This is a genomic window from Dyella sp. AD56, assembly GCF_002878475.1.
Taxonomy (GTDB): Bacteria; Pseudomonadota; Gammaproteobacteria; order Xanthomonadales; family Rhodanobacteraceae; genus Dyella.
This window is the reverse complement of record NZ_NRDP01000011.1, coordinates 18,959-39,595: the sequence shown is the minus strand read 5'-3', so window position 1 is coordinate 39,595 and position 20,637 is coordinate 18,959. Positions and strand designations below refer to the sequence as shown.

Genomic DNA, 20,637 nt, shown 5'->3' with positions numbered 1-20,637 from the left:
CCTTTCTCTCACCATGAGGAGGCTTGCATCGATGTCTCGTTCGACGAATGACCCATACCGCCTGCTTCACCTCCGGCTTTCGTTCGGCGTGGTGGCGGCGCTCGTGCTTTGGGGTGGCTTCGTGTTGCTCCCGTTGCTGGTTCCGGGATACGACTCGATCAGGCAAACCGTGAGTGAAATCGGAGAGATGGATTCGCCGGCCAGGGTTCCGTTCGCGGCCATGCTCTGCGTGGTTGCGGTCTGCGTGTTGCTGTTTGCCTGGGGGCTTCGGGACGCCTCAGTCAAACTCGGCCGGCCATCGGTGGCAGCTTATCTAGCGGGGTTCATGGCGGTTTCGTCGGTGGGTGTGGGGATCTTCGCGTACCCGCATCCGCTGCATGGTGTTTTCGGGCTATCGGAGTTTGTTGGCTATCAGGCGCCTTGGGTTCTTGCGCTCACCTGGCGTCGCGAAACGACGGTCCGCGGACTTGTGCCGTTCTCGTGGGTGATGGGCGCGCTCTTGTGGATGGCCATTCTTGCCAATCTGAGCGTGCTGGATCTACACAGTTGGCTTTGGCTGCATGAACGGCCTTTCTATGGCGTCGTCCAGCGCTCGCTGTTTTTCATATGGTGCCTGTGGCTTGCTGTCATCAGCGTGATGTTGATGAAAAGCCGAAGTGTCCTGGACGACTCGGTAGGCACGCCGTTGCCCGTGACGGAGTAGTGCGGCAGGCCCACGATCCTCGCAGGATCGTGGGCTGTGCTCGAGCGCATATGCACTCAGCCGTGAAGATTGCCGCCGTTGAAGCGACCGAAATGCCTTGCCATCGCCAGGCTGATCACTAGCGCGCCCAGGCCTAACGCGATCGTCGATTGCATATCGTGCAGATCGACGTTGCCGACGCGCACAAGTAGCACGTACGCGAGCACGAAATTCACGAAGCTCCAGAGGACGTTGACCGTCGAAGAAGACAGGCCTTCGCCAGAAGGATGGGCGAAGGGTGACTGGAACGCGCGGCCCATCATGCCGCTGACAAAGTGGGGGACGGCATTGGCGAGAAACACGCCGCCGAAGAAGTACGAAAGATCGTGAAGCCAGTTCACCACGGTGTGATCCTCATCGAGTTGGGCACGAAGGCGTTGAATGCAGTCATGCGTGTTCATGCGGTTGACGATCAACGAGACGGGCTCGGTGGCTCGTCGTTACGACTCACTCAGGCGTTTGATAAGTGGAATAGCGTCCATAAGGGTTCGTTGCTCGGCGGGGTTCAGCGTTGCCAGTGCTGCAAGCAACCATTCGCGCTTGGCGTTGCCGCGCTTGCGCCGAATACCGATGGCTTTATCCGTCATCGCAAAAAGAATCTGTCGTCCGTCCGAAGGATGAGGCTTGCGTTGCACCAAGCCTTCCTGCTCCAGGCCGGCAAGAATGGTTCCCATGGATTGGGGCTTCATCGATTCGGAGCGCGCCAGATCCGCCGTGGTCATGGGGCCTTGCTGATCTAGACGGCCCAGCACACCAAGCTGCGAAAGATTGAGTTCGTCCGAGCCTGTCTCCGAGCGCAAACGGCGTAGCAATTGGCCCATGGCGGTCGTCAGCTCGTTGACGGACGCCTCCATCGAGGCTTTGGGCGGAGATTTGATCATGCGTCCAGCGTATAGATAGAAAGTTTAACTTGCAAGTTAAACTGTTAAATTGATTAAGGCGGACCCACGCAAGAGAGTGGCGCGCGGATGGATGCGTCATGACACCTGCGATGATGTTCGAGCCCTTCGGTGGCGGCGATGACATCGGGCTTGCGTATGCGCGGGATATGATCAAGCTCCGACGATCTCCGGAGGACACATGCCCGAGCACCAGACGCTAGGACGTTGGAAGGGGGTATCCATCGACGTTGCCGTCATGGATGGCGTGATGGCGGATGTGGATCTCTCGTTTGCCTGCATGTTCACGCGCGAGCTGGATGGCAACCCACGTGGCGGGCTGCTTCATTTGAACCAAGCGCTATCGGGCATGCTGATGCGGCTGCGCGATGAAGGCGTATTTCTCGGCGAGCCCATGGAAACCCTGCTTATCAGCCAGCCGCCTGCGGGCATGGCTGCACGGGCCGTCATGGTGATTGGCATGGGCGATCCATCCGCGTGGACGCCAGCGGTGACGGGCAGGGCAGTAGCGACTGCCATAAGCGCTGCTATGCAACGTGGCGTGGGCAGTGCGGCGTTTGCACCGAGCCTGCTCGATTCGGGGCTGGCGCCTCAAGCGACGTCGAGTGTTGCGTCAGTGATGATGAAGGCCGCTACCCGTGCCATCGATGCGCAAGTGAGCATCGCGGCCTATGGTTTGGCGCCCGCACCTTCGTTGCGTCGCTGGGCGTTCGATGTGGGCGCTGCGGGTTTCGCCGCGGCGACGGAGCAATTTCGGGTCGCATTGGCGCAACTCGAGACGGGTTGACGCGCGCAGTCCGCCGCAAAGAGTCCGATCGTTTTCAGAGAGCCATGAATAGGGCCGCTCTGAACCTCACGCGTGTTCTGTCTGCACTTCAACGATCCCGTTTGCACCCGAACCCATCCATCAGTCGCGGCGTTTTTGCGCCGCAGCGTGACTTGTTGCGTCTTCGGCGTCTTAATCTACCTAAGGGGTTTAGATCGATCCAAGTTATGTGAATCAGTTCACGGCGCGAGTGCGGCGTATCTGAACGGCTTGGACGGGGCGGGGAGAGCTGAGAACGCATGCGTCAAGCGTGCGCTCGGGTTAGTGCGTCTTCCCGTTAGGCAGGTTGAGGGACTGGGAGGCCGCCGTATGAAACCAAAAGCTGTTTGCATTGAAGTGACGATCCACCCGCGTGCCGCCTGCGTGCCCTCACTCGTGGGCGCCGTTGCCCGCCGCCGCGCACGCGGCGATAGCTATCCTCGTTTGTCCGCAAGCAGCCGGGTTCGGAAAGTACGCCTGGTACGACTATCCGTACCGGCCGCACTGAATAGCCTTCCGCACCACAACGCCCACACCGGCGGCGTTGTCGTCAGTCACGTGTCAGGCCTCCGTTGTACCGGAACACGCGGCGACGCCCGACCTGGGTCTTCGCCTTAGCTCATCTGTCGTCCTGAAGCATTCGTCACTGAAGCATCGGGCACTCGTTTTGCGCCGATTTTTTGGATCGATCTAATAAAAAAGGATAAGGAGAACGTCGTGCAGTCATAGCTCGCGCATCTGCAGCACGTGATCGAACGGGGGATCGCCGCGCCAACTTCACAAGGGCGCTTACCGAGTAGGGGACTTTAGAAAAATGACTAATCAGCCGTACGTGTCTAAGCGCCATCCGTTGTACGTCGCGCTCGCCCTGGCGACGCTTTCCTTTGGTGGCTGCCTGGGAATACCTGCCAATGCCTTTGCGCAGTCCGCTGCGCCCGCTGCAACACCGGCCACACCGCCGACCGCGCAAGCGTCCGACAGCGCAGACGCAAAGAAGTCCGACAAGGACAAGAAAGACGACAAGAGCAAAACGGCGGACCCGAACAACCCCACCGATCTCGCGGCGGTGGTTGTCACCAGCTATCGCCAGTCGATCGATCAGAACATGCAGGACAAGCGCGACGCCAACTCCATCGTCGAGGTGATTAACGCGCAGAACATCGCGCAGTTCCCCGCGAAGAACATTGCCGACGCGCTTGCGCACGTGCCTGGCGTGGTTATCACGCGTGAATCGGGCGAAGGCAAAACGGTCAGCATCCGTGGCCTTGCGCCCGAGCTGACGCTCACTGAATTGAACGGCAACTACGTGGCCTCGGCGGATACGTCGGCTGGCCTGTCGCGCTCGTTCAACTACACGCTGATGCCCGCCAACATGTTCTCGGACGTCCAACTCTACAAGAGCCTGGAAGCCCGCCTGGACGAAGGCGGCATCGGCGGCAACGTGGACCTGCGCACGCGTCGCCCGCTGGAAATGGGAGTGAACGACGGATTCGTCTCCGTCAACGCCGCGGGTTCCGACAACAGCGGCAAGGTCACGCCGCAGGGCTCGGCCCTGTGGTCATGGAAGAACAAGGACCAGACCTTTGGCGTCCTCGTCGCCGGCTCGTACCAGAAGCGCCGTGACATCGATTACCAGTCCAATGCATCGAGCTGGCACTGGTGGTCCAACGACTGTACCGACTACACGACGTGTACCGCCCAGCCCACCAATGTGCATGGCCAACAGTACGGCCCCGCTGTGGCGCCCAACCTTGCGTTGTGGCCCGGTGGCGGCGTGACGGATCAGTCCGGCAAGAGCTATTCCGGTTACTGGATGCCGCAGCAGTTCGCCACCAGCCAGAACCAGTTGGATCTGAAGAACAAGAGCGCCCAGGTGACGCTGCAGTTCAAGCCCATCGATCATTTGCTGCTGACGGGCAACTACTTCCGCTTCCAGCGGCAGCAGACCCAGATCACCAACACGTTGGAGGTTCCGGAATGGGGCTTGCCGACCGACACTTACGCGAACCAGCAGGGCAGGCTGCTTGCGCCCAATGGCCTGACGTTCGACCCGTCGCATACCGTCGTCACCGGTGCGAACTACGTCCTTCCGCCTGCAGGCACAGGCTGTAATTCGCTGACCAATCCGGTCACCGGTGCACAGCGGCAGCCAGTGGATGTCTGCTCCACGGAGATCCCGTGGGTCACGGGCAATTACTCCGTCGAGAAGGCCACCTCGCAGACCATCAACCTTGAAGGCGAGTGGGATAACGGCGGCGCCCTCAGCGGAACGTTCAACGTCGGTCGTACGTGGGCGACGGGTGGTCCGTCGGTGGAACTGAGCATGGCCGCCAAGCCGCGTAACTTCGTCAACGGCCAATGGGTGGACGGCAGCAACGGCGCCGCGTGGAACCTGAGCGGTACGCCGACGCTTACGGCATCGCCGAATCTGCTGCAGAACATGCTTGCTGGTCAGGGCCAGGTGGATCTTGGCTCGACCGGTTCCAACATGGTCAACACCAGCACCTCGCAGAACTTCGCCCAGGCCGATTTCACGTGGGCCTTCGAGGACAGCACCTGGCTGAAGTCGCTGCAGTTCGGTGCCAAGTACCGCGACAACCACGCTGAGCAGCAGAACAACGAACTGCGCTGGTACTGCAAGGGCACCCAGTTGCAGTTCCAGACCTGCGATCCAAATGCAGGCCAGCTGCCGTCGGGCTTCCTCGAGCCGAATTATCTGGATGGAAACACGCAGGCGTACCACGACAATGTGTTCCCGGCGATCAATTTCCCGGCGTACTACAACTACCTCAACTCCACCTACGACCGGGTGCTCTACAACCACCCCGAAGACAAGTCGACAGTGCAGGAGCAGATCTCGGCCCTCTACGCCCAGGCGAATTTCGATACGGGCTCGCTGCGCGGCAACTTTGGCTTGCGCTTCGTCAGCACGAAGCAGGACCTGACCGTCGCCGACGAGATCACCACCAACAACGCCGTGTACTACCACGACGCGAACGGCAACATCCTGATCTGTCCGGCCAGCGGTGTGAACGCGGGCGGTGGTGCGTGCGCGGCGGGCGATTTCCAGTATCTGCCGCGCGAGCAGGCAGTGGTCCAGACGTTCTCCAACGCCTCCACCTCCAAGCGGTACAACAAGCTCTTGCCGAGCTTCAACATCGCGTGGACTTTCGCGGATGATTTCGTGCTGCGCGCTGCTGGTTCGCAGGCGATGGCCCGTGCCAACTACACCGACCTGGCCCAGTTGGGTAGCCTCACGAACAACACGCAGGCTTACTACAACGACCGCAAGCAGTTCGGTGCGCCGTTGCCGGGTTGGTACGGCAGTGGCGCCAACGCTGACCTGAAGCCGTTCACCGCCACCCAGTTCGACTTGGCGGGCGAGTGGTACTACGCGCCGGAATCAGTTGTGGGCGTGGATGTGTTCCAGAAGACCGTGAAGAACTTCGTCGTACCGGTCACCGTCAACAACGTCACGGTGAACGTCGGCGGCACCGAACAGAACTTCATGCAGTACAGCACCAATGCTAACGGTCGCTCGGGCACATCCAAGGGCGTGGAACTCTACACGCAGCACACCTTCGACGTGGGCTTTGGCTACACCGTCAACTACACGCTCAACAAGACCAACGAAACTGCGGTGACGCTCGGCGACACGGCGGTCGGCAAATCGGAATTGATCGGCAGCGCCAAGTACGTGGGCAACATTTCGTTGTTCTATGAAAAGAACGGGTTGCTGCTGCGTGCCACCAGCAACTGGACGGGCCGCACCATGCAAGGCCTTTCTTCCGGTCTTCCCATCTATACGGAGCCTTACAACCAGATCGACTTGAACGGCGATTACGAGTTCACCAAGCACCTGATGGTGACCGCATCGGTCATCAACCTGACGCGTTCCACGCCTCGCCAGTACCTTGGCGACGATACGACTGCACGCCTGTATCAGCTCGAATATGCCGGACGTCAGTACTACGTGGGCCTGACCTACAAGTTCGGAGATGGCGGTTGAGAAACCGCGTGCGGGGTCAGGCGTTCTGCCTGACCCCGCAGCGATCGGCCTTTACGCCTTTCACCTTCCTCCTGGCGGGGGAGGTGAAAGGTCGCTGTCCGCATCGCAGCGGATACGCCTACTTTCCGACAGGAAGCGATCATGATTCCGTCTCTTGCACGACTTCGCCGAAGTGTTTCGTGGACCCGCAGCCAGCGCACGGCGTGGCCTCTCGCGCTGGCGGTATTCGCACTCGGAAGCATCGGCGTGGGATACGCCAAGAACGACCATACGTCGCCATCTGCGTCGTCGGCCGTCGATGAAGCCAACCCGCTGGTCGGCACCGCTCCACTGGATCGGCAGGAGCTGATCGGTAATGCGCCGCCGCCGGGCGAGCCGTTGTACTCAGGCATGACATCGCCGGGCGCCAGCCTGCCGCAAAGCGCGACGGAGGCGACACCGGTCAACGTGAATGTCGACCTGAGCTATCCCACCGGCGTAGCCATGTCTTACTACTACGCCAACCCGACGATGATCGGCTTCACCGGTGGCGGCTCGACCTACGGTGGTCGTGCTGCGCCGATGATCATGCCGGTGGTCGGCGATTGGACCATGCCACCGAACTATGCGCAGTCGTATTACGACAAGGCGAGTGAAAAAGCCTCGCCCGGTTATTACGCGGTGGATCTCGCCACGTTCCACACTCGGGTCGAACTGACGGCGACGCAGCGCACCAGTCTGATGCGTTTCACCTTTCCGGAAAGCCATCGTTCGAACGTCATCATTAATCTGCGTCGCCCGGGTGGCGACGTGGAAGTCGTCGGCGACCGCACGATTCGCGGCGTCACCACGGGTGGCCGCGTGGACAACGATGCGGACGGCCCGTGGTTTGTCGCTGAATTCTCGCGACCATTCGTCCGCTTCGGCACGTTCCGCGCGGACCATGAACACCAGGGCTATGGGATCGGGGACCAGGACGTGCAAACCGATCGACGTACCGTATCCGGCAGTTACGCAGGCGCCTATGTCACTTTTGATACGAAAGGCGGCGAGCAGGTGCTGGTGAGAGTCGCTCATGGGCACAGTGCCGATGAGGCCGAACAGCGGCTGCACGACGAAGACCCTGATGCGAATTTTGACCGCGTGCACGCTCAGGCGCGCGCAGCCTGGGCGAAGCTGTTCGACCGTGTCGAAGTCACCGGTGGCACGCCCAAGCAGCGCATGCTGTTCTATTCGACGCTGTATCACTCCTTCGCCAGCCCACGGTTGATCGCGCGCAAAGGCGACCACTTCACCGGCGAGGATGGCCGCGTGCAGGTCGCCAGCTACGACCGCTATGGCCCGGTGCCGTTCTGGGATACGGGTCGCAACCAGATCACCTTGCTGATGCTGCTCGAGCCGGATGTCGTGCAGGACATCATGCGCTCTGAGCTGGATCGCGCACGCGAACGCGGTTACATGGACACCTCGTTCCACGGCGACCACGCCGTGTTCCTTTACGACGGTGCCTGGCAGCGCGGTATTCCGTTCGATTACGCGGCGGCTTACGAGTACCTGCGCAAGAACGCCACCGATCCCAAGGGCCCACGCGGTTATCTTGCCGAGTACATGAAAAACGGCTGGATCTCCGACATCCTCCCGCCGGCCAATGCCAGCCCACCCTATGCGGATGGCAAGGCCGGTGCCGCGACCACGCTCGAATACGCTTGGGATGACCACGCGCTAGCTGATGTCGCCAGCCGGCTCGGCAAGGCGGACGACGCGAAGATGTTCCTGGGTCGCGCCGCGAATTACCGCAACGTGTTCGATCCTGCGGTGGGCTTCATCCGCGGCCGCACGGCGGATGGCAAGTGGATTTCACCATTCGATCCGGGCGAGCCGTACTACAACTTCATGATGAAAGAAGCCTCGGGCTGGTCCACGCTGTGGCTGGTGCCGCACGACGTGCAGGGGTTGATCGATCTGCTCGGCGGGCGCGACGCATTTAACGCCAAGCTCGACGCGTTCTTCTCCACGCCTTACCAACCCAAGGGTATCTGCCGAGATTGCACAGGCCTGATCGGGCAGTACGTGCAAGGCAACCAGCCGGACCAGCAGGCGGCCTACCTTTATGCATGGAGCGGCCAACCTTGGAAGACGCAGGCGCTGACACGCCGCATTCTTGACGAGATGTATGGCAGTGATGCCAGTGGCTACGCTTTCCCCGGCATGGACGATCAGGGCTCGACCTCGTCTTGGTATGTGCTTAGTGCGATGGGTTTCTACCCGGTTGATCCTGCCAGCCCCGATTACATCCTCGGCAGCCCGATCTTTGACAAGGTTCGCCTGCACATGGGCAACGGCAAGGTGTTGGAGATCGTCGCGCGCAACAACTCGGCCAGGAACATGTACATCCAGTCAGCCACGCTCAACGGTAAGCCGTGGACCAAGCCATGGTTCAGCCATGCGGACATCGCGAACGGCGCTACGTTGGTGTTGACGATGGGGCCGGAGCCGAACAAGGCGTGGGGCGCCGATCCGCACGATGCACCGTCCTCGATGTCAGGGGAGCGGAAATGATCACGGGCGCAAAGAGGAACGAACGGATCATGGACCGTATCAAAGTACGGGGAGCATGCGCTTGCATGATCGTGGCGATGGGCTTTGCACCAATGGCCGTCGCGTCGCCGGATCAGTCGATGGTCTGGAACGGCAAGGCGGCGCCGTTGGCGACACCGTGGACTGCCGAGGTGTCACCTGACAATGCGTTGCCTGAGTATCCACGCCCACAGCTCGCACGCCCATCGCTGGAGCATCCGCAATGGATGAGCCTCAACGGGCTGTGGCAATACGCGTCGAGCGATGTGCAAGGCACGCCGCCGTTCGGTCAGGCGCTGAAGGACAAAGTGCTGGTGCCGTACCCGATCGAATCGGTGCTCTCGGGCGTGCAAAAGCATTCGGACTTCATGACCTACCGTCGACTGGTGGACATCCCGACCGGATTCACTGCGCATGGTCAGCACGTACGGCTGAACTTTGGTGCGGTGGCGCAGGAGGCCACGGTGTACGTCAACGGTACACAGGTGGCGAAGCATGCCGGTGGCTATACGTCGTTCAGCGCGGACATCACTCAGGCGCTTCGATCGAGCGGGCCACAGGAGATCATCGTCGCCGTGCATGCGCCGGTGGATGGTGCCAACGTGATGGTCGGCAAGCAGCGGCTGAAGCCTGAAGGCATCTTCTACACCGCGGCCTCGGGTATCTGGCAATCGGTGTGGCTGGAACCGGTGCCGGCTACCAGTCTCTCGCAGCTGAGCTTCACGCCAACGCGCAGCATGGACGCCTTCACCGTCACCTCGACGCTGAATGGTGGCTGCAAAGGCGCGACGCTCAATGTGACCGCCTACACGGATGGCGGGATCGTGAGCGAAACGAGTGGGTCGGCCTGCCAACCGTTGCATCTGGCCATCGCGCATCCGCGCCTATGGAGCCCACAGGATCCCTTCCTGTACACCTTCAAGGCCACGCTCACGCGGGGCGATCAACGTGACGAGGTGACCAGCTACGCCGGCTTGCGCTCCATCGCCGTGGAGAAGGTGGGTGGGCGCAACCGCATCGTGTTGAACGGCAAGCCGACCTTCCTGCTGGCTACGCTGGACCAGGGCTACTGGCCGGATGGCATCTACACCGCACCCACCGATGCGGCGCTCAAGTTCGACGTGCAGAAGACCAAGGACCTGGGCTTCAACACCATTCGCAAACACATCAAGGTGGAGCCGGCGCGCTGGTATTACTGGGCCGACCACATCGGTCTGATGGTGTGGCAGGACATGCCAGCACTGCCGAACGGCCACAACGACGCGCTCAGTGCGGCCGACAAGGCGGGCTTCCGTGCTGACGTGTCGGCCATCGTCGACCAGCTCAAGGGTGAAGCCTCGATCATCGGCTGGATTCCGTTCAACGAGGGCTGGGGCCAGTGGAGTATTCCTGCCGCGGCGGAGCTGGCTGGCTTGATCAAGCAGCGCGATCCCTCGCGTCTAGTCGATGCGCGTAGCGGTGCCAACTGCTGCGATACCAAGGGCGACCCACACGCTGGTGACGTCTATGACGTGCACGACTATCAAGGGCCCGGTTTACCCAGCCCGGACGCAACACGCGCCGCGATCGATGGCGAACACGGAGGCCTGACCCTTGGCGTTTCTGGCCATGTCTGGCCCAACACACCGATCAACCCGTACGGATCAGTGAAGGACAGCGCCGCGCTGACTGACGGCTACGTGGCCAATACCGCCGTGCTGCGTGATAAAGGGCCGGGCGTGGGTGTGTCTGGCAGCGTCTACACACAGATCACCGACGTCGAGGGTGAGCACAACGGCTTGTTCACCTATGACCGCAAGATAGAAAAGGTGGACGAAGCGAAAGTGCGCGCGATCAACGAAGCGACGATACGCGCAGGCGGACAACCCTAAGAGCCCGCGCGTGGAAGGGCGAGTTCATCGATCTTCCGATGGTGATTGCGCCGGGGTTGGCGACACCGCTTTTTTTTGACGCAAACAAAAGGGACCGGCAGCGTCACTGCCGGTCCCTTTTGTTACGTTTGTTGATCAGGCTTGCGAGTCTGGCTCTTGCGATTCGGCCTCGTTGGTATCGGCATCACCCTCTTTCTTTGCCAGGGTCGATTCCAGCGCCCCCGCACCCTTGAAGCCAGCGATCGCCGCCACGCCCTTGGTCAGAAGGCCTGCGTTCGGATCAAGCTTTTCAGCCGCTTCGACGGCAGCTACCGCGCCTACTACTTCGCCCAAGGTATCCAGAATGCCCATAACACGCTCTCCGCTCTTTGGAATGCTGGCCGGCATGGCCAGATCGCATTGGGCAGGAAACGCCATGGCGCTTCTATCGGAAAAGTCCTAGCGAAGAACTAGTTACCTGATGACGTTTCGCGGGGAGCCAGATTGAGTCTTGGCGTCAGGTTTACTTCCCTTGAGTTCGAAGTGAATCTGACTTGAGCGCGTCTTCCGTTATTGCGAGCGCAAAGCTCCATCGCCAATGCCAAGGCACAGCCGCAAGGACGTCACGGCTCGCCTTGCGAGCGCGGCACCCGTGCTCCGCGGTACGGGTTTGGGTTGCGGCGTGGCGGGTGGACGATTCATTCGCGGACTCAGCCATCGCACTTCGGTGATGTAGCCGTGCAGGCACAACAGGTCAAACCATGGCGACGACATGCGTGGCTCCCGTGCTTGTCGACAAAGGTTGGTCGATGGTGTCGCCAAAGAGTGGCGTGGCGATCATGGATGGGCGTGCGCAGAACCGCTGGTACCACGCGGATAGCCGCGGGCGTCCCGGTTGAAAGTCGTGGACACGCCGAAAAGCAATCCAGCTAAGCGCGGTCGCGAGCGCGATATCGCCGATATCCACCTGCTCGTTGTGGGGAACGTGGTCCTCCAGATAATCACAGGCAGCGATGACCTTCTGCAGATGGCCTTCGAGCAAGGGCGGCCATCGCAGCGCTTCGGGACGTCGCTCCGATTCCCAGCGTGCCGCAATGCCGGCATCGGCCAAACCCTGGGCGACGGCCTGATGGAGCAGGGCAGGAAAGCGTCGCGAGGGTGTCGATGGAATGAGCCTGCTTCCATCGTGTAAATCATCCAGGTACTCGCAAATGACACTGGACTCGAACAGCACCGTGCCGTCATCGCAGACAAGCACGGGAACCTTGCCCAACGGGTTGAGGGCGAACACTTCATCGTTGCGCTGCACGGGGCTGGTTTCCTGATGGATCACGTCGATGCGATCGGCCAGCCCAGCTTCGTGAGCGAACACCAGCACCTTTCGTGCATAGGGCGAATGCGATTGATAGTGAAGCTTCATGCAGCGGACGCTCTGGATCTTGAGGGTGCCGGCTATGCTAGAGTCCGCCCGCGCGGCCAGCCCGCAACTTAGGGTGGGGCAACGCCTGTTTCCTGCGTCTTGCATGGAGTTCGCGCGTACGTGACCGGTGAACTGGACAAGATTGACCAACGCATCCTGGGCGTCCTGCAAAAGGACGCGCGCCGGCCCGCCGAGCTGATTGGCGCGGACGTCGGCCTGTCCGCCTCCGCGGTGCAGCGACGCATCGTCCGCCTGCGGGAGGATGGCGTCATCCTTGCCGAGGTCGCGGTGGTGGATCCTAAGCGGGCGGGGCGCCCGTTGACGATGATCGTCGACGTTGAAGTGGAGCGTGAGCGCCCGGAGTTACTGGCAAGCCTGAAGCAATGGATCGTTGCCGAATCCTGCATTCAGGAGGCGTGGTACGTCACCGGTGCGGGCGACTATGTGCTGATTGTCGTTGCTCGTGACGTTGACGATTTCGAAGCCCTCATGCAACGCCTCGTCGCGGACAACGCGAATGTTCGTCGTTTCCAGACCCGGGTGGCACTGAGCACGCTCAAGCGCGGCATGCTGGTGCCGCTGGAGCCATCGGCCTGAGCGGCATTACGCCAGCGGTGCATGCTGGCTTATGTGGAGTCTCGAAAGACCGCTGTCGTCAGCCAAGTGCAAGGCAGGGCGAAGTGTGTTTGCTAAAGACGGATAGGCCTGCTCGCGCTGGATCTGTATTTTGCACGTGTTGTCGATTTCCTCTCGTCCCACTCGTCGGTCATGTGCTGCGGCAATCCTGTCGCGGCTGACGTCCAAAGGAACAAATAATGAGCAAGATGATCTTCGTCAACCTGCCGGTGACTGACCTCAAGCGATCGAAGGCGTTCTACGAAGCCGTGGGCGCGGCGAACAACCCCGCTTTCAGCGACGACACCGCAGCATGCATGGTGCTCTCCGATACGATCCACGTGATGCTTCTCACCCATGACAAGTGGCGTCAGTTCACGAGCAAGCGCATCGTCGATGCCCATGTCGACGCACAGGTTCTGTTGTGTCTGTCAGCCGATGGTCGTGACGAGGTGACCGGCATGGTCGACAAGGCGAGCGGCGCAGGCGGCAAGGCCGACCCCACGCCCGTGCAGGATTATGGCTTTATGTATGGCCGCAGCTTTGAAGATCCGGACGGCCATATCTGGGAAGTAATGTGGATGGATCCTAGCGCCATCCCGCCGCAGGGCTAAGTCATCCCGCAGCGAACAGGTGTATCGCACCGGTCGTGTCCTTAAAGAAAGTCCGCTTCGAGAGCGAGGCGGACTTCAGGATGGGTTGATTCATGGCTCAGTGACAAGGCCTGATTTCGACCCGACGCGGACGTCAGTGAGCGCCATCATCACCGCGACGTATAACCAGGGTTAGGCGCCATCAACATGAAATTCAGTGATCTTGAGAAGTCAGCGCTACAGCTAAACGAACTCTACGAACAGCTTGAGATCAAAAGGTATGGGCGCATCTGGACCACAGGAGAACTTGCGCTTGGTTTCGTAGGGGACGTAGGTGACCTGGCAAAACTGATTCAGGCAAACGCTGGTATCCGAGACATTGACGACTGCAAAGCAAAACTCGGTCATGAATTGTCGGATTGTTTATGGTCGATTATTGTTCTTGCAAACAAGTGCGGTATCGATTTAGAGGCGGAGTTTGTCAGAAACACCAGAGAGCTAGCCGAATACGTATCTGGCGAGATTGGCACATAGCAGAAGATTTCACGGCGATGAATTCGGTGCCGCTTTGGGTCGCTCGAACTCGCGCGTGAACACGAGCGTAAGGTGCCATGCCAACACCCGTTCCATCTCCATGCCCAAGGAAGGCCGCTAGTGAGCGTTTTCGTTTCCCCACCACCCGATGACTTGAGCACTTACGACCACTTCATCGGCGGCTACCGTACGCACGTGGACCAGCAAGTGTTCATCGACCGCCAGGACGATGGCTATGGCATGTGGATGTACGAGGAGGATGAGGACGCTTGGCAGGACCATGTCGAGGTCTACATGCCCATGACCGTCGAAGCCGTGCGCGCTTATTTCGCGCCATCGACTGGTATGTGCGATGCGATTGGCTTGGGTAGCTACTCCGACGAAGGCAACAGCTTTATTGCCATAATCCAGGCACAACCTGGCATTGCGCTGGCCTGTGGTGATGTTGTGCCGCCGGGCGGCATCTTTGCGATGAACGGCGAGCTGTTTGTGCCTTTGACGGTGGATCGTTCCGTCGGCGCTCACTATCTTTTGTTCGCCAACGATTAGTCACCGATTACCCAAGTCGATACCCGAGGAATTTCGGTTGCTGACCGGGGGTGAGCGGGGCGGAGCTTTAGTCGCGTTCGGCAAGTTTGGACATCACCGGGGTTTTAAGGACGTAGCGGGGACTAGCAGCGCACAATAGCGCTCTTGGTATTCCTATCGGACCTTCATGAGCGACATGACCCCTAAGCCTGGCCCGCACATCTGGCTGATTCGCCACGGCGAAACCGAATGGAGCAAGTCCGGCCAGCACACAGGCACTACTGACATCGCATTGACCGAGCAAGGCCGCAGGCAGGCCTCCGGGCTCGCATCGCTGCTGGCGGGGCATACGTTCGACCTTGTGCTGACCAGCCCGATGCAGCGCGCCATTGAAACGTGTCGGCTCGCTGGCCTGGGCGATAAGGCGCAGATCGAGCCCGAACTGCACGAATGGAACTACGGCATCTATGAAGGGCGTAAGACGGCGGATATCCGCGAACAAGCGCCCAACTGGTCCGTGTGGACGTCACCCATTCCCGAAGGCGAGAACGCTGCGCAGGTCGGCGCACGTGCGCAGGCACTCATCGATCGCTTGCTGAGCCGCGATGTAAGCAGCATCGCTCTGTTCTCGCACGCACACTTCCTGCGCACGCTCGCCGCTGTTTGGGCAACGAGTGAGCCATCGCTGGGCGCGCATCTGGCGCTCGATACGGCGGCGGTCAGTGTGCTCGGCTTCGAGCGCGAAGTTCGGGCCATCGTCAAGTGGAATCTCCAGCCGTAAATCGTCTTTGAGAGCGTCATGGCCTATACAGGCGTGCCGCCGAGCAATGAGATTGGAAGAGACCGTGGCTGTCCGCGCTGGACCGCACGCGAATATCTACTGATATCCGAAAGGCACACAAGCAAGATGCAAAACCAAAGTAGAGAAAATCTTCGCCGATTGCTTGATTGGAACCGGCGCCATTTGACCTCAACCAGCTCGCTTAGCGAATCCGACATTGCGGAGGTCTTTGCGGCACAGTTCGTGGTCAAGGCGAACGGCCGCATTCACCCCGCGAACCACTCGAATTACCTGGATTTTCTAAACGGCTTTCGCCGAAACATTCAAGCCATTGACTACGACCTCCACGAGGACGTTGCTGAAGGCTCAAGCATCGTGGTGGCCATGACAGCACGCGTTACGCGATTGGATGGCGCAGTGGATAGGTTTGAGGCCATGCTGCTGCTTTCTTTTGATCCACAAGGGCTGGTCACACTTTGGCACGAGGTCTACGTAGGGACCTGATTTCGATTCAGCCAAGATGAGCCGGGGCAGCGCCCGTTTTCGACGCAACGCAGAATGCGAGGGTCGCACAAGCATGAATCATTGGACTGGCGGATATACGACGATTGAACCGTCGAAGCTCTGGTAACTACGAGGGAATATCAGGCAACGCACGGCACCACTCAAGCTAGCTATTGCATGGAACCAACGATGGCCAATCCTTATCTCGATCCGGAACTTGTTCTCGCGTGGCAAACAGCGCATTCGATGGCTAGAAAATCCCCGCTTCCTGTCCACGATCGTGGGGGCTTTAGGGTGGATACCCATTCGGAGAAGGAAGTGAAACGCTGGGTTTTTCCGCAGCTATGCGAAGGGTTACACGACATCGCATCTGAGATTACGGCCCCAAAGCACTATCTGAAGTTGTGTGGCACCAACGACGAACTGCGAAGCGCGCTGCCCGAACGTTGGGAGATTCAGCCAGCGAATTACTTCATGAAGGCGACCGCGACCGCCCTTGAAGCAAGCTCTTTGCCCGACGGATACGAGATGGAGTTTCATCGGGATGGGCCGGTTACCCAAGTTCACGTCATCGCACCGGATGGAGATCTGGCCGCCAGCGGCTGTGCGGCGGAGACGATGGATGTCTTCATTTACGATCGCATCGAGACCGCGCCGGATCACCGACGAAAGGGGCTGGGCGTCGCTGTCATGAATGCTCTCGGATCCGCGAGGAGGTGCTTCACCGGCCCCCAGCTCCTGGTTGCGACCGAAGATGGTCGCGGTCTCTATACGCGCCTTGGCTGGACGGTGATCGCACCTTTCGCCGCTGCGACCATTCCGGACACAGGGTTTTGATGTCAGGCTGGCGATCGCAAGTTAGTACGGTATTTGCGGAAGTGGGGGCATGGCCACGATCAGCCGTTACCCGTTTGCCTTCGTCCTTGTTTGGGCTGTGGTGTTCTTTGGTCTCGTTTTCCGTTCGTTAGATCGTTCCAAGGCGTCTTGGTTGTCTGCTTTGGAGCCTTTTCGAACTTGCCGGCGTAAAGCATTGGGAGCGCTCCAGAGCGCTGCGGATGATTGGCGGAGCGCTTGATGCAGAGCGGGAACCTGCGTTTTGGCCCTCAAAGCACACTCGGACGGAATCGATCGACTCTTGGGTAAGTGGCTGTGCTGGCAGTAGAATCCCCGGTGCGAGGGGTACCCTAAACTAGTTGGTGTTTGCACTTTGGCGCCAGGAGCCCTATCTTTCACGGGCTGAGTTTCAGGGGTCACCATGAATCGTGGCCCGATGCTGTAGGTCGCAGTTCCACTACACCGTTGTACCGCCTTCCTCCTTGCGACCAGCCTTTCCGCCGCTTTGCGGCTTTACTTGCTCCAAGGAAAATAGACATGTCTCAGACAGAAACCGGTACGGTTAAGTGGTTCAACGATGCTAAGGGCTTCGGCTTCATCAGCCGTGACAAGGGCGGTGACGACGTGTTCGTGCACTTCCGCGCCATCCAGTCGTCGGGCTTCAAGAGCCTGGTCGACGGCCAGAAGGTGTCCTTCGTTGTGACCCAGGGCCAGAAGGGCCTGCAGGCAGAGCAGGTTCAGGTGGTCTAACGACCCCCGGCTCTACCTAAAAGAACCCGGCCATGTGCCGGGTTTTTTTTTACCGCAAACGCGCGCCCGTAATGCATTGGGCCAGCGCGTGCTCCATCGCCGGTGGGGCTCAGGAGCCCTCGGCGGTTGATGCGTTCGCGCTGGTCGGCGTCTTGGCACCAGCACCATCGCGTGATGCCTCTTTCTTCGCCTGCTTGTTGTCCTGTTTCTTCTTCTTTGCGATTTCGCGCTGGCGCTTTTCGAAGGAATAGTTTGGTTTTGCCAATGGAACGTCCTCGTGTGTAGTGATGTGTGGCCGGGCTCGTGCGGTGCATCCACCGGTGTTGCGGAAGAAAGGGCAGAAGCTATGCGACCGGCTTGGGCCGCGCACTGACGGCGACGGAATTGCTCCAATCAGCATAAATGGTTCTGCAGTAGGGGCCATTCATGACGAAGCGACGGCACACCGAGGGTCTCGTCTCATAGATGCCACAGTTCATGTGTTCCCGATCCAGGGCCACGCACCAGCCGTCCTCGCTACGTTTCATAACGTGCAGGCCTTCGGGTGAATACGTGGTGATGTGATCAGGGACGTGGTCGTCCGGCTGCAAGACGACCGTGAGGCGGCAGCACCCCGCTTGGCAGGTGGAACAATGCGCCCGCCCAAGGCGGAGCTTGTTCGCGGGAGCATGCGCAGAAGGGTCGCCCGGCTCTGAGTCTGGCCCTACGTGTTGTTGCGGTAGGGAAGGGCGTTGGGGGTTATTCATAAGGCAGTGTACCCCAGCAGGTGTAAAGCGCCGTTTCCCCCAGGTAGCAGGCCAGAGTCAAGCCGTGGCCGCGGTCCAGAGCCAACTATTTGCGATAGGGCTTTCTACCCGGGGTCGGGTGCTCTGGTGCCTGGCCGGAATGGGCCGGATCACGATCAAACTGGCTGGTCGATTGAAAGGACTTCTTTTGGTCCACTAAACGGGTGGTTTTGCTTCCCGAGTAGACCGAGTGAATGTAAACCGTCGAAAGCGGCTTATCGACCTTTTCCATAGGGGCACCTGACGACAATTGGACGATCCACGTTACGCTTCCTTGGGATGCTTAATGTTAAAAGTCCCAGGTGTGATGGCGTTTAGTGTCGCTAACCCAAATCGGACGCTTTCGAGAACGACCAAGAGCGGATCCGGGCCGTAGGCGGAAACGCCTCGAAGCTGTTTTCGAACGGGTTGTGGCGTGGCCTGGCTGGTGATCGGATTTCAAGCTTGCCGCTCGCCTTGCCGTCTAAAGCCGCGTCACATCTCAGCGGGCATGGACATTACCAAGGCAAAAGCACCATCGGATTCGTATCGGCAGCCAAGCTCGCCGCCGTGGTGGCGCGCGATCTGCCGCGCCAGCGCGAGTCCCAACCCGGTACCGGCGCGGTCGCGTGCTGCGCTACCTCGGTAGAACGGCTCGAACACCCGGTGAGATTCCTCTTCCGTCAACCCGGGGCCATGATCACGCACCACGAGTTCGGCGCGGCCTTCCGCCAGCCGCAGTCGCACTTGGACGGGCGGCAATCCATGGCGAGTGGCGTTGTCCAGCAAGTTGCGCAATAGCCGAAGCAACAGCCGCGGATCGCCCTTTACGGTCACCGGTGTTCCTTCCAGGTCGACGCCGTCGTGGCGCGCGCATTCTTCCGCAGCGAGTGCCAGTAGATCGATCGGTTCGATCGCCTCCAGATGTGGCAACGCTTCCAGGCGGCTGGCCAGCAGAATTTCGTCAATCAAGGCATCCAGCTCGCCGATGTCCTGCTGCAAGCCTTCTCGGCGACCCTCATCGACGGCGGGCCCGATAAGTTCCAGCGCCAGTCGAATACGCGTGAGTGGCGTGCGTAATTCATGTGAGGCGTTGGCCAACAATGACTTCTGATGGCCGACGAGCGCCTCGATTCGATCGGCGGCCTGATTGAAACTGCCCGCCAGACGCGCCACCTCGTCGCGACCTTCCACCGCAACCCTGGCATGCAGATCGCCGGCGCCCAGCGACTCTACCGCCCGCTGCAGTCGCTCTAGGCGACCAGTGATCCGCCGCACGACCGGCAACACTAGGACACCGATGATGACCGCCAGCGTCAAAAGGCTCAGCAGCAATACGTGCAGCGGTTGATGTCCATCTCGCGGCGGGCTTGCCTGCAGCCAGCGACCATCGGGCAAATGCAGTGTCCATAGTGACTCGCCCGAGCGGGGCAGAGCATGCTGGTCGTCGGTGCCCGGTCTTCCATCTGATTCGACAATCAGTCGTCGGGAATCATCCAGCAATGCCAGGCGTCCCGGCTGCCCCTTCGCCAACTGATCAAGGGATCGCTGTTGCTCTATCGCGGGCGCTTGTGCAGGTGGCAGGGCATTGAGGATGACCTGTGCCTGAGAATGCATCGCCGTCTCGTACGGACCGCCCTTGCTGTGCCAGACCCAGGCAAAAGCGGCTGCGTAGGCCAGCAGGCTGGCGACGACGGTGAGGTAGATGCGCAGGTAGAGGCGCGTCATGGGCTCAATCCTGCTTGCGTGCGAACAGGTAACCGGCGCCGCGCACGGTGATGATGCGCTTGGGCGACTTGGGGTCGTCTTCTATGGCTGCGCGAATGCGCGAGACATGCACGTCGATGGAGCGATCGAACGCGTCGGGCTGCTCGCCGCGCACCAAGTCCATCAATAGCTCGCGTGACAACACGCGCCCAGCGTGTTGTGCCAGTGCGAGCAGTAGCTCGAACTGATAGGTGGTCAGATCGGCTTCGCGTCCGGCGACCTTCACCGCGTGCGCATCGGCGTCGATCTCCAACTGGCCAAACACCAGCACCTTGGTCGCCCCGGTGGCTGGCGCTGTGCGCCGACGCAGAATGGCGCGTAGCCGTGCGAGCAATTCGCGGGGCTCGAAGGGCTTGGGCAGGTAATCATCGGCGCCGATCTCCAGGCCAACGATGCGGTCAATCGCATCGCCGCGTGCCGTGAGCATCAGCACGGGCAAGTCGGATCGCTCGCGCAGTTTGCGGCAAACATCGAGCCCATCCATGTCAGGCAACATCAGGTCGAGGATAGCGGCATCCAGGGCGTCTGCGCCGAGTCTTTCCAGCGCCTGCGCCCCGGTTGCCGCCTGTGACACCACATACCCTTGGTTGCGCAGGTATTCGTCCAGCATGCCGGCCAGACGCGGATCGTCCTCTACAACCAGGATGCGTTCGCTCATGGTTACCGCTCTAGGACGAAAGCCGCAT

Annotated in this window: 21 protein-coding genes; 13 read left to right on the top strand and 8 right to left on the bottom strand. The window is 60.3% G+C overall.

From position 1 onward, the window contains the following. Positions 1-31 precede the first annotated feature (31 nt). A complete protein-coding gene (locus DyAD56_RS08430) occupies positions 32-703 on the top strand; it encodes a DUF998 domain-containing protein (protein WP_158241295.1) in 672 nt (223 codons plus the stop codon). A 56-nt stretch (positions 704-759) separates the two neighbouring features. On the opposite strand, the gene DyAD56_RS08425 is transcribed toward DyAD56_RS08430, so the two are convergent. Both DyAD56_RS08425 and DyAD56_RS08420 read right to left on the bottom strand, forming a co-directional pair. Beyond that, complete coding sequence (locus tag DyAD56_RS08425; RefSeq protein ID WP_199178921.1) at positions 760-1,143, bottom strand: hypothetical protein; 384 nt, start codon at positions 1,141-1,143, stop codon at positions 760-762. A 39-nt stretch (positions 1,144-1,182) separates the two neighbouring features. Further along, positions 1,183-1,623, bottom strand: coding sequence for a MarR family transcriptional regulator (locus DyAD56_RS08420; RefSeq protein WP_102302320.1), 441 nt, complete (start codon positions 1,621-1,623; stop codon positions 1,183-1,185). 199 nt (positions 1,624-1,822) lie between these two features. Between DyAD56_RS08420 and DyAD56_RS08415 the strand changes: the two genes are divergently transcribed. The 4 genes from DyAD56_RS08415 (at position 1,823) to DyAD56_RS08400 (ending at position 10,882) form a co-directional block, all read left to right on the top strand. Beyond that, a complete protein-coding gene (locus DyAD56_RS08415) occupies positions 1,823-2,428 on the top strand; it encodes a M17 family peptidase N-terminal domain-containing protein (protein ID WP_102302319.1) in 606 nt (201 codons plus the stop codon). Between the two features lie 832 nt (positions 2,429-3,260). Next, entirely contained in the window at positions 3,261-6,455 is a 3,195-nt protein-coding gene (locus DyAD56_RS08410) for a TonB-dependent receptor (RefSeq protein WP_102302318.1), read from the top strand. A 141-nt stretch (positions 6,456-6,596) separates the two neighbouring features. Next, positions 6,597-8,993 (top strand): GH92 family glycosyl hydrolase, encoded by a 2,397-nt coding sequence (locus DyAD56_RS08405; protein WP_102302317.1) that lies wholly within the window; start codon positions 6,597-6,599, stop codon positions 8,991-8,993. Between the two features lie 29 nt (positions 8,994-9,022). Next, a complete protein-coding gene (locus tag DyAD56_RS08400) occupies positions 9,023-10,882 on the top strand; it encodes a sugar-binding domain-containing protein (protein WP_158241294.1) in 1,860 nt (619 codons plus the stop codon). Positions 10,883-11,017: 135 nt separating this feature from the next. Here the strand turns inward: DyAD56_RS08400 and DyAD56_RS08395 are convergent, their stop codons facing one another. Continuing rightward, positions 11,018-11,299, bottom strand: coding sequence for a hypothetical protein (locus DyAD56_RS08395; protein WP_233202340.1), 282 nt, complete (start codon positions 11,297-11,299; stop codon positions 11,018-11,020). Positions 11,300-11,615: 316 nt separating this feature from the next. Continuing rightward, positions 11,616-12,281, bottom strand: a complete 666-nt coding sequence (locus DyAD56_RS08390) for a glutathione S-transferase family protein (RefSeq protein ID WP_102302314.1) — start codon at positions 12,279-12,281, stop codon at positions 11,616-11,618. Between the two features lie 120 nt (positions 12,282-12,401). Between DyAD56_RS08390 and DyAD56_RS08385 the strand changes: the two genes are divergently transcribed. The 8 genes from DyAD56_RS08385 to DyAD56_RS08350 all read left to right on the top strand — a co-directional run bounded on the left by DyAD56_RS08385 (position 12,402) and on the right by DyAD56_RS08350 (position 17,420). After that, on the top strand, positions 12,402-12,878 hold the full coding sequence (locus DyAD56_RS08385; RefSeq protein ID WP_102302313.1) for an Lrp/AsnC family transcriptional regulator: 477 nt from the start codon (positions 12,402-12,404) through the stop codon (positions 12,876-12,878). Between the two features lie 218 nt (positions 12,879-13,096). Further along, entirely contained in the window at positions 13,097-13,510 is a 414-nt protein-coding gene (locus tag DyAD56_RS08380; RefSeq protein ID WP_102302312.1) for a VOC family protein, read from the top strand. A 186-nt stretch (positions 13,511-13,696) separates the two neighbouring features. Beyond that, positions 13,697-14,023, top strand: a complete 327-nt coding sequence (locus DyAD56_RS08375) for a nucleotide pyrophosphohydrolase (protein WP_102302311.1) — start codon at positions 13,697-13,699, stop codon at positions 14,021-14,023. A 120-nt stretch (positions 14,024-14,143) separates the two neighbouring features. Next, a complete protein-coding gene (locus DyAD56_RS08370) occupies positions 14,144-14,572 on the top strand; it encodes a hypothetical protein (RefSeq protein ID WP_102302310.1) in 429 nt (142 codons plus the stop codon). Between the two features lie 166 nt (positions 14,573-14,738). Next, entirely contained in the window at positions 14,739-15,332 is a 594-nt protein-coding gene (locus DyAD56_RS08365; protein WP_102302309.1) for a histidine phosphatase family protein, read from the top strand. Positions 15,333-15,350: 18 nt separating this feature from the next. Further along, the gene (locus tag DyAD56_RS08360; protein ID WP_199178920.1) at positions 15,351-15,836 is read left to right on the top strand and encodes a hypothetical protein; all 486 of its coding nucleotides are present in this window, start codon (positions 15,351-15,353) and stop codon (positions 15,834-15,836) included. Positions 15,837-16,025: 189 nt separating this feature from the next. Continuing rightward, positions 16,026-16,673 (top strand): GNAT family N-acetyltransferase, encoded by a 648-nt coding sequence (locus tag DyAD56_RS08355; RefSeq protein ID WP_102302307.1) that lies wholly within the window; start codon positions 16,026-16,028, stop codon positions 16,671-16,673. A 534-nt stretch (positions 16,674-17,207) separates the two neighbouring features. Further along, on the top strand, positions 17,208-17,420 hold the full coding sequence (locus DyAD56_RS08350) for a cold-shock protein (protein ID WP_102302306.1): 213 nt from the start codon (positions 17,208-17,210) through the stop codon (positions 17,418-17,420). 109 nt (positions 17,421-17,529) lie between these two features. Here DyAD56_RS08350 and DyAD56_RS24070 read toward each other — a convergent pair whose 3' ends face one another. The 4 genes from DyAD56_RS24070 to DyAD56_RS08335 all read right to left on the bottom strand — a co-directional run bounded on the left by DyAD56_RS24070 (position 17,530) and on the right by DyAD56_RS08335 (position 20,609). Continuing rightward, a complete protein-coding gene (locus tag DyAD56_RS24070) occupies positions 17,530-17,820 on the bottom strand; it encodes a hypothetical protein (RefSeq protein ID WP_199178934.1) in 291 nt (96 codons plus the stop codon). Next, positions 17,765-18,166 carry a YkgJ family cysteine cluster protein gene (locus tag DyAD56_RS08345; protein ID WP_102302305.1) on the bottom strand — a complete coding sequence of 134 codons (402 nt, stop codon included), beginning with the start codon at positions 18,164-18,166 and terminating at the stop codon, positions 17,765-17,767. The genes DyAD56_RS24070 and DyAD56_RS08345 overlap by 56 nt, the downstream gene beginning before the upstream one ends. A 513-nt stretch (positions 18,167-18,679) precedes the next feature. Further along, the gene (locus DyAD56_RS08340; RefSeq protein ID WP_102302304.1) at positions 18,680-19,912 is read right to left on the bottom strand and encodes an ATP-binding protein; all 1,233 of its coding nucleotides are present in this window, start codon (positions 19,910-19,912) and stop codon (positions 18,680-18,682) included. A gap of 4 nt (positions 19,913-19,916) precedes the next feature. Further along, positions 19,917-20,609, bottom strand: coding sequence for a response regulator transcription factor (locus DyAD56_RS08335; RefSeq protein ID WP_102302303.1), 693 nt, complete (start codon positions 20,607-20,609; stop codon positions 19,917-19,919). Positions 20,610-20,637: the final 28 nt, after the last annotated feature.